We start from the raw sequence: 8224 nt of genomic DNA, 5'->3' as shown, positions 1-8224 counted from the left end.
CCGCCACGAACGGTTATGCTCTTGCCGGCATACCCCACCCGGATTCACCGATGAGCGACACCCCCCGTATCGCCTTTCTGGCCAGCTCCACCGAAGCGGCGCAGCTCGCGCTGGCACAGATGCGGGCCCGCTATGGCGACTACACGCCCGAGCAGGCCGAGGTGCTGTGCCCGCTGGGCGGTGATGGCTTCCTGCTGCAGACGCTGCATCGCTATGGCGCGCTGGACAAGCCGGTGTTCGGCATGAAGCTGGGGACGGTGGGTTTCCTGATGAACCAGTTCCGTGATGACGATCTGCCCGCGCGCCTGGCGGCCGCCGAGCCGGCCAACCTGCGGCCGCTGGAGATGCTGGCCTTGACCGAGTCCGGCACCACCACCGGCTCGCTGGCCTACAACGACGTCTCGCTGCTGCGCCAGACCCGCCAGGCCGCGCACATCGGCATCGACCTCAACGGCCAGGAACGCGTGGCCGAGCTGATCGGCGATGGTGTGCTGGTCGCCACCCCGGCCGGCAGCACGGCGTACAACTATTCCGCACATGGCCCGATCCTGCCGCTGGGCTCGCACACGATCGCTCTGACCCCGTTGGCGCCGTACCGTCCGCGCCGCTGGCGGGGGGCGATCCTCAAGGCCGACACCGAAGTGCGCTTCCGCGTGCTCGATCCCTACAAGCGCCCGGTCAGCGTCACCGCCGATTCGCACGAAACCCGCGATGTGGTGGAAGTGACCATCCGCGAATCGCGCGAACGCCGCGTCACCATGCTGTTCGACCCGGAGCACAACCTGGAAGACCGGATCCTGAGCGAGCAGTTCATGTTCTGACGGTGCACGGCCGTGGTGGCCATGCACTGTGGGAGAATGGCTGGCCGGCCGCTGCGGCCGCATTGGATTGCTGATTGCCATGGGCGACAACACCCCCCGTTTGCTGACCGTTGCCGTGACGTCGCGGGCCCTGTTCGATCTGGAAGAGGGCCACGCGCTGTTCGAGGCCGAAGGCGTCGATGCCTACGCCGAGTACCAGCGCAAGCACGAAGATGATGTGCTGCGCCCCGGCGTGGCCTTCCCGGTGGTGCGCAAGCTGCTCGCGCTCAACCAGGGCCAGTCGCCGGAACAGCCGCGGGTGGAAGTGATCCTGCTGTCGCGCAACTCCGCCGATACCGGCCTGCGGATCTTCAATTCGATCCAGCACTACGACCTGGGCATCATCCGCGCGACCTTCACCGCGGGCGAGCCGACCTGGCCGTATGTGAAGCCGTTCGGCACCGATCTGTTCCTGTCGGCCAACCCGGAATCGGTACGGCGCGCGCTACTGCACGGGATCGCTGCCGCGACCATCCTGCCCAAGCCGCCGGGCGAGACCATCGCCGCGGCCGAACAGGTCGATCTGGGCCGTCCGCTGGGCCAGCTGCGCATCGCCTTCGATGGTGACGCGGTGATCTTTGGAGATGAGAGCGAACGCATTTCGCGCGAGCAGGGCGTGGAAGCCTTCGGCCGCCACGAGCGTGAGAACGCCCGTGAGCCGCTCAGCGGTGGCCCGTTCCGCAACTTTCTCTCGGCGCTGCATACGCTGCAGGCCGTGTTCCCCTCGGGCGAAGATGCGCCGATCCGCACCGCGTTGGTGACGGCGCGCTCGGCGCCGGCGCACGAGCGCGTGATCCGCACGCTGCGCGAGTGGGGCGTGCGCCTGGACGAGGCGCTGTTCCTCGGCGGCCGCCACAAGGGCCCGTTCCTGGAAGCCTTCGGCGCGGACATCTTCTTCGACGATTCCCAGCACAACATCGACAGCGCGCTGCAGCACCAGAGCGTGGCCGCCGGGCACGTGCCGCATGGGGTCGCCAACGACGGTTGATGCAGCGCGGGGCCCCTGTGCCCGCCAACGGTGGGCACCTACGGGATCGGCAGGACCGACGGCGCGGTGGTGTCAGGATTCAATGGCAGGCGGATGTCGACCAGCCGCCAGCGCAGCCCCGAGCGCTGCAGGATGAAGACCACCGGCGCGCCCTGCGGCGTGTAGGTGGTGGCGGTAAAGCGCGACAGCGACTCGAAATGATGGGTGGCGCCCTTCAGGGGCCGCGCCGGCCGTGGCGCCGCATAGGCGTCATTGCTGGGGCTGTCCAGATCGTTGCTGGCGCGCTTCCACAGGGTGTGGCCCTCCAGCAGCGCACCGATGCCGGTCGGGGTGACCAGCGCGTCCACGGCGGTCGCGCTGAGCCGGTCGCCGGCCGAGAGCAGCAACGCGCCGAACAGACTGGACTGCATGTCCGGACCCGCGCGGCGGACCACGTAATCGCTCAGCTGGGCGCGCAGGTTGGCGCGCAGCATCGGGAAATCCACGTAACGGTCGAGCTTGGCGGTATCGCGCTGCTCGATCGCGCGGCTGAGCCCATGCACGGTCACGTAGGGGCCGCTGAACACGATGCCGGCCAGCACCAGCAGCACGGTGACCAGCAACCAGAGCAGCTTCTTCATCGGGTCTGCCTTGTCGTCATGGTGCCCAGCTTGACGCAGCGGGCGTCAGTGCACGTGAAGTTCAGAACTCCAGGTCCAGCGCCGCGCACAGGTAATCCACGAAGGGTGCCAGCGTGACCAGGTCGGCCGCGATGGTCTGGCGCAGTCGCGGGCCGGTCATGGTGGCGTCGTCCAGCGAGCGCCAGAACACCCAGTTGCGGTGCTTGAGATCGTCGATGAACTCGAACTCCGGCTCGAACCCGCGCGGGGCCCGCACCAGCTTCTCGCTTTCCTCGAAATCAAACTTCTTGCGCAGCACCGGCGAATGCGCGGCGGCCTTCCAGCTGCCGGGGTTGTCGACGATGAAGTGCCGCACCTTGCGCTGGGTGGCCGGCTCGGGATGCCACAGCCCCGCGCCGACGAAGCTCTCGCCCGGCTGCAGGTGGATATAGAACGACGGGGCCGGCACCTGCTTGCGGCGCTCATGGAACAGGCGCGCACCCTGCCAGCTCTTGTAGGGCGATTTGTCGTTGGAGAAGCGCGCATCGCGGTAGATGCGGAACAGCGAGCCACCCACGGTGCGCGGATCGGCGCGGAAGTGCTCGCTGACCGCGGCCAGGTCCGGCTGCAGATCGGTGATCAGGCGCAGGAACGGCTGGCGGACGTGCTCTTCGTACTTCGGCTTGTGCTCGTTGAACCAGGTCTTGTCGTTGTTGCGGGCCAGACCACGCAGGAAGCTGAAGGTGGCCGGGCTGAAATAGGTGCTCATAGGCTGCTCTGCAGGTGGGTGCCCCAGTCGCGCAGCTGCTGCAGCAGGGCAAGCTTGCCGGCATCGTCGGCATGCTCTGCGGCCAGTGCATCCAGCTGCGCGGTGAACTGCGGCAGGGTCTGTTCGCCCAGCGATGCATCGCCGAGCAGGCGCTGGCGACGATAGTCGTTCCAGCGTGAGCGTTCGGTGGTGTCCAGGGTGTCCAGGTAGTTGCGGGCGCGGTACCGGAACAGCAGCTCGGGCATGCGCGGATCGCGCAGGCGCTCGGCGAAGCTGGCCAGTTCGGCCGGTGGGCTGGTGCGGATGCGCGCCATCAGGGATTTGTCGCCGTCGGCCAGGAAGCCGTCGTACAGCGACGCATCAACGTCGCTCGGCGGCAGCGTGCGCTCACCCGAATACACTTGGCGGACCTTCTCGGCCAGGGCCGGGCCGATCTGGCGCAGCCGCTCGGCCTTGGCCTCGATCGCGGCCGGGTCGAGGCCAAGGCGCGCATGGTCGGCCGGGCGCAGATGGTTCCAGGCGACCAGCGCCGGGACCTTGTTGAGGTGCACTTCCTTGAGCGGCACGCGCTGCTCGCCCTCGGCCATGTCGGCCGCGCGGGTGTACAGGCGTGCGGCGATGGTTTCCGGCGGCAGATCGAGCAGCGGCTCGATATCGCCCTCCAGATCGAGCGCGATGATGCGGTTGTTGATGAAGGGATGGCGCGCCAGTGGCAGCACCGGTGCGGCGCACATGCGCTGGGCCGGGTAGCGCATCGAGATGTGCAGCACCGGCTGCATCGCCTCCACATCCAGCAGGCTGCCCACGAAGCGCTTGTCGCGCAGCTTCAGCGCGTAGTCCCACAGCCGTGGCTGGGCCTGCTTGAACAGCTTGGCCAGGCCGATTGTCGCGTACACGTCGGACAGCGCTTCATGCGCATCGCCCTGACGGACGTTGTTGGCCGTGGCCAGATGCTCGAGCTTGAACGAAGTGGCACCGTCTTCGCGCTGCGGCCAGACAATGCCGTCCGGGCGCAGCGCATGCAGGAGCCGCATCATGTCCAGCAGATCCCAGCGCGAATTGCCGTTGCGCCACTCGCGTTCGTAGGGGTCGTAGAAGTTGCGGAACAGCCCGTGGCGGACGAACTCATCGTCGAAGCGCAGCGTGTTGTAGCCCAGCGAGCAGGTGCCCGGCTGCGCCATCAGGTCGTTGATCCGCGCGAACGCCTCGGCCTCGGTGACGCCGGCGCTCAGCGCGTGCTGCGGGGTGATGCCGGTGATCAGGGTGGCGATCGGGGAGGGCAGCAGATCATCGGCCGGTTTGACGTAGAAGCTGACCGGTTCTTCGATGATGTTCAGATCGGCATCGGTGCGGATACCGGCGAACTGCGCGATGCGCGTGCGGCGCGGGTCCTGGCCAAAGGTTTCCAGGTCATAGAACAGGAAGCTGTCGGCCATCAGTGCGCACCCTCCAGGACGGGCAGTTGTTCGTGGATCAGCCGCTCCAGTGCGGCCCAGTCGATATGCGCCAGGCTGTCGTGCCCGGCAGTGGCGTCTTCGAGCATGCGTCGCTGCAGTTCGGTGCGCGCCAGCGCAACGGCATACGGCGTACGCAGGAAGGTGACCATCGTGTAATGCGGCACGAAGCGGGTCGGCCAGCGGGCCTGCAGCGCCTGTTCCAGTTCGCGCTGCAGCAGGAACTGCGGATCGGCCACGCGGTCGCGCATCTCCAGGTAGTTCTCCAGCGCCATCTGCTGGATCGCCTCGGCATTCGGCTTGCGGTCCGCTTCGAATGCAGCGAATGCCTCGCCCAGCGAATCCTGCTCCAGCAGATGCGCGGCCAGGGCGATGCAATCCTCGAAGGCGCAGTTCATGCCTTGGCCGTGGAACGGGACCATCGCGTGCGCGGCATCGCCGATCAGCACCGCGCGGCCCTTCATGTGCCAGTGCTTGAGATGTAGCGTGCCCAGCAGGCCCGGCGGATGCTGCTCCCAGTCGCGGCGCAGGTTCGGGATCAGCGCCAGCGCATCGGGGAAGTCGCGCGCGAACAGCGCTTCGGCCTCGGCCCCGCTGTTGGTGGTGGCAAAGCTCGGATCGCCCTCGTTGGGCAGGAACAGCGTGACCGTGAACGTGCCTTCGTCGTTCGGCAACGCGATGCACATGTAGTGCCCGCGCGGCCAGATATGCAGTGCATTGGCCTCGATCCGGAACCCGCCATCGTCGGTCGGCGGGATTTCCAGCTCCTTGTAGGAGTGATCCAGGAAATCGATGCGCTCGTCCAGCGGCTGCTTGCGGTTCATCGCCGCGCGCAGCGCCGAGCCGGCACCGTCTGCCCCGATCAGGGTATCGAAGCGGATGTCGTGCGGCTGGTCGTCGCGGTCATCGATGAAGCGCGCGTAGCCGGCATCGAAATCCACCGTGTGCAGGCGGCGGTGGAAGTGCACGGTGGCACCGGCATCCTCGGCCAGCTGCAGCAGCGTGGTGTTGAGGTCCTTGCGGTGGATCGACCAGATGACTTCGCTGTCGTCGCGCCCGTAGCGTTGCAACTGCGGCGCGCCGTCGCGCGGGTGGATCATGCGCCCACGCATCATCACCGCCTTGGCCATGACCGCGTCTTCGACCCCAGCCTGGCGCAGCGCGTGCCGGCCACGTTCGGCGAGCGCCAGATTGATCGAACGACCGGACTCGTAATCGCTCACGCGCGGATCGCCGCGGCGCTCATACAAGGTGATCTGCCAGCCCTGGCGGGACAGCAGGATGGCCAGCAATGAACCGGCCAGGCCAGCGCCGATGATGCTCAGCGAGCGGGAGGGGGTAGCGATCAAGGCGATGTCCGTGGGGGCGGGGAGGGCAGTCGGGTCAGAGACCGGCCCAGGCTTCCACTTCCTCGACGAAGTGGTGCAGGTCGAGATAGCGGTTGTAGAGCGGTGTGGGTGAGATACGGATCACGTCGGGCTCGCGCCAGTCGCCGAGCACGCCCACGGTCTGCAGGTACTCGAACAGGCTGCGGCCGCGCTCGCGGCCGCCGGCCACGCGCAGCGACAGCTGGCAGCCGCGGCGATCCGGCGCCGAAGGCGTCAGCACCTCCAGCACGCCCGAAAGGCGCGCACGCACCAGCGCATCCAGCATGCCGGTCAGGCGCAGCGATTTGGTCCGCAGCGCATCGATGCCGCCGGCTTTGTCGACGACATCGAGGGCAGCGCGCAGTGGGGCCAGACCCAGCACCGGCGGATTGCTGAGCTGCCAGCCTTCGGCACCGACCGCAGGCACGAACTGCGGCGCCATCTTGAAGCGGGTGGCTTCTTCATGGCCCCACCAGCCAGCGAAGCGCGGCAGCGTGGCATCACGGTGATGGCGTTCGTGCACGAAGCAGCCGGCGACGGCGCCCGGGCCGGCGTTGAGGTACTTGTAATGGCACCACACGGCGAAATCCGGCGCGATGTCGTGCAGCTGCAGCGGCACATTACCCACCGAATGCGCCAGGTCGAAACCGACGCGGGCGCCCTGCAGGCGCGCCATGCGGGTGATAGCGTCCAGATCGAACACCTGGCCACTGCGGTACTGCACGCCGGGCCACAGCACCAGCGCCAGGCGCGGGCCGTGTTCGGTGATGGCGCGTTCGATGGCCTGCAGCGAGATCGTGCCGTTGGGTTCGTCGGGCTGTACTTCGACCAGATCGGTGGCCGGATCGAAGCCGTGGAATCGGATCTGCGATTCCACCGCATGCCGATCCGTCGGGAAGGCGCCGGCCTCCATGAGGATGACGGGGCGCTCGGCGGTGGGCCGGTAGAAGCTGACCATCATCAGGTGCAGGTTGACGCTGAGGGTGTTCATCGCCACGACTTCGCTGGGCAGGGCGCCGACCACGCGGGCGAGCTGTTCGCTCACCAGGCGGTGGTAGTGCAGCCACTGGGTGTCGCCGGTGAAGTGGCCTTCGACGGCCAGCGAGGCCCATTTATCCATGACTTCCTGGACGGCGGCACGTGCGCCGCGCGGCTGCAGACCCAGCGAGTTGCCGACGAAGTAGGTCTGGTCGCGGTGGTTGTGCTGGGGGAAGACGAATTCGTTGCGCAGGGCGCGCAGCGGGTCGGCGGCGTCCAGGGCAACGGCATGGGTGCGGCTGAGGAGTTCGGACATGGTGCAACCGGCGGTGTCAGTGAGCCGACAGTTTATCCGGGTGGTGGGGGTGTGGGCTGAATCTGGCTTGCGGTGCTGTTTTGGCGTGGGCTGGCAGCTGGCGCTCTAGCTGGAGGCCGGAGCCAACGCCAACGCCAATGCGTACGGAGTGACGTTCCAGTGTACGGGCCGGTGTGGGTGGGTCTACTGGACCCGCCGCAAGTACGTCCATGTAGGCTCGTAGTGCGGCATCCATGCCGCACACGGTCCTGCAGACCCACCCACACCGACCCGCTTACAATTGGTCGGTGCGTACGGGAAAAGGCGGGCGCCTGCGCCTTGGGCTGTTCACTGGTGCAGTTTGAGCGCGGAGGCCGGGTGAGCCAACAGCGGTGGACGATGCATCCACTTGCCGACGCTTGGCACTGTCCGCCGTGATCGGACACAACGGTATTGCTCGCTCACCCAACTTGCCGGTCTTCGCTCAACTTTCGGAGCTGGTCCGGACTCAAACGCAGACGCAGACGCAGACGCAGGCGCAGTCATTACATGCCTGCGCCGAGGTTGGCGGCGCTGGTGCCAGCGTAGTTTGATCTTGCCTGTGTGGCTGCGGCGCAGTATCAGCAGAAGCAGTCACGGCAGCGATAGCCGCACTGGCACTGGCACTGGAACTGGAACTGGAACTGGAACGGGCGCGAGCAGAATCCGAAGCAGCAGAAGCAACAGAAGCAGAAGCAACAGAAGCAGAAGCAACAGAAGCAGAAGCAACAGAAGCAGAAGCAACAGAAGCAGAAGCAACAGAAGCAGAAGCAACAGAAGCAGGGGCGGTCGCTCTAGCTTGCTCTTTCCCATGCGCACCGACGAAGTGTGGATGGGTCGGTGGGGGTGGGTTTCCGGGACCGTGGGGGGGGGGG

At 67.0% G+C, this 8224-nt stretch carries 7 protein-coding genes; 2 read left to right on the top strand and 5 right to left on the bottom strand.

Annotated features, from left to right (window positions below; all coding sequences use genetic code 11):
• Positions 1-50: 50 nt before the first annotated feature.
• Positions 51-821, top strand: coding sequence for an NAD kinase (locus ACE026_RS14210; protein ID WP_486039478.1), 771 nt, complete (start codon positions 51-53; stop codon positions 819-821).
• Positions 822-900: 79 nt separating this feature from the next.
• The gene (locus ACE026_RS14205; RefSeq protein WP_088434636.1) at positions 901-1848 is read left to right on the top strand and encodes a 5'-nucleotidase; all 948 of its coding nucleotides are present in this window, start codon (positions 901-903) and stop codon (positions 1846-1848) included.
• Positions 1849-1886: 38 nt separating this feature from the next.
• Here the strand turns inward: ACE026_RS14205 and ACE026_RS14200 are convergent, their stop codons facing one another.
• From ACE026_RS14200 to kynU, 5 genes are all read right to left on the bottom strand, one after another.
• The gene (locus ACE026_RS14200) at positions 1887-2468 is read right to left on the bottom strand and encodes a DUF2939 domain-containing protein (protein ID WP_486039477.1); all 582 of its coding nucleotides are present in this window, start codon (positions 2466-2468) and stop codon (positions 1887-1889) included.
• Positions 2469-2529: 61 nt separating this feature from the next.
• Positions 2530-3216 (bottom strand): DUF2461 domain-containing protein, encoded by a 687-nt coding sequence (locus tag ACE026_RS14195; RefSeq protein WP_486039476.1) that lies wholly within the window; start codon positions 3214-3216, stop codon positions 2530-2532.
• Positions 3213-4652: an exodeoxyribonuclease I gene (gene sbcB / locus ACE026_RS14190; RefSeq protein WP_486039475.1), complete on the bottom strand. Its 1440-nt coding sequence runs from the start codon at positions 4650-4652 to the stop codon at positions 3213-3215. Before sbcB ends, ACE026_RS14195 begins: the two co-directional genes overlap by 4 nt.
• Complete coding sequence (locus tag ACE026_RS14185) at positions 4652-6019, bottom strand: FAD-dependent oxidoreductase (protein ID WP_486039474.1); 1368 nt, start codon at positions 6017-6019, stop codon at positions 4652-4654. Before ACE026_RS14185 ends, sbcB begins: the two co-directional genes overlap by 1 nt.
• 34 nt (positions 6020-6053) lie before the next feature.
• A complete protein-coding gene (gene kynU / locus ACE026_RS14180; RefSeq protein WP_486039473.1) occupies positions 6054-7331 on the bottom strand; it encodes a kynureninase in 1278 nt (425 codons plus the stop codon).
• Positions 7332-8224 lie beyond the last annotated feature (893 nt).

The organism is Stenotrophomonas sp. AGC87, from assembly GCF_057333975.1.
The sequence above is the reverse complement of the archived record's forward strand: the minus strand, read 5'-3'. Positions and strand labels throughout refer to the sequence as shown.

Coding starts and splice junctions, on each gene's coding strand:
- ACE026_RS14210 (WP_486039478.1), top strand. CDS start 51: ATGAGCGACACCCCCCGTATCGCCTTTCTGGCCAGCTCCACCGAAGCG.
- ACE026_RS14205 (WP_088434636.1), top strand. CDS start 901: ATGGGCGACAACACCCCCCGTTTGCTGACCGTTGCCGTGACGTCGCGG.
- ACE026_RS14200 (WP_486039477.1), bottom strand. CDS start 2,468: ATGAAGAAGCTGCTCTGGTTGCTGGTCACCGTGCTGCTGGTGCTGGCC.
- ACE026_RS14195 (WP_486039476.1), bottom strand. CDS start 3,216: ATGAGCACCTATTTCAGCCCGGCCACCTTCAGCTTCCTGCGTGGTCTG.
- sbcB (WP_486039475.1), bottom strand. CDS start 4,652: ATGGCCGACAGCTTCCTGTTCTATGACCTGGAAACCTTTGGCCAGGAC.
- kynU (WP_486039473.1), bottom strand. CDS start 7,331: ATGTCCGAACTCCTCAGCCGCACCCATGCCGTTGCCCTGGACGCCGCC.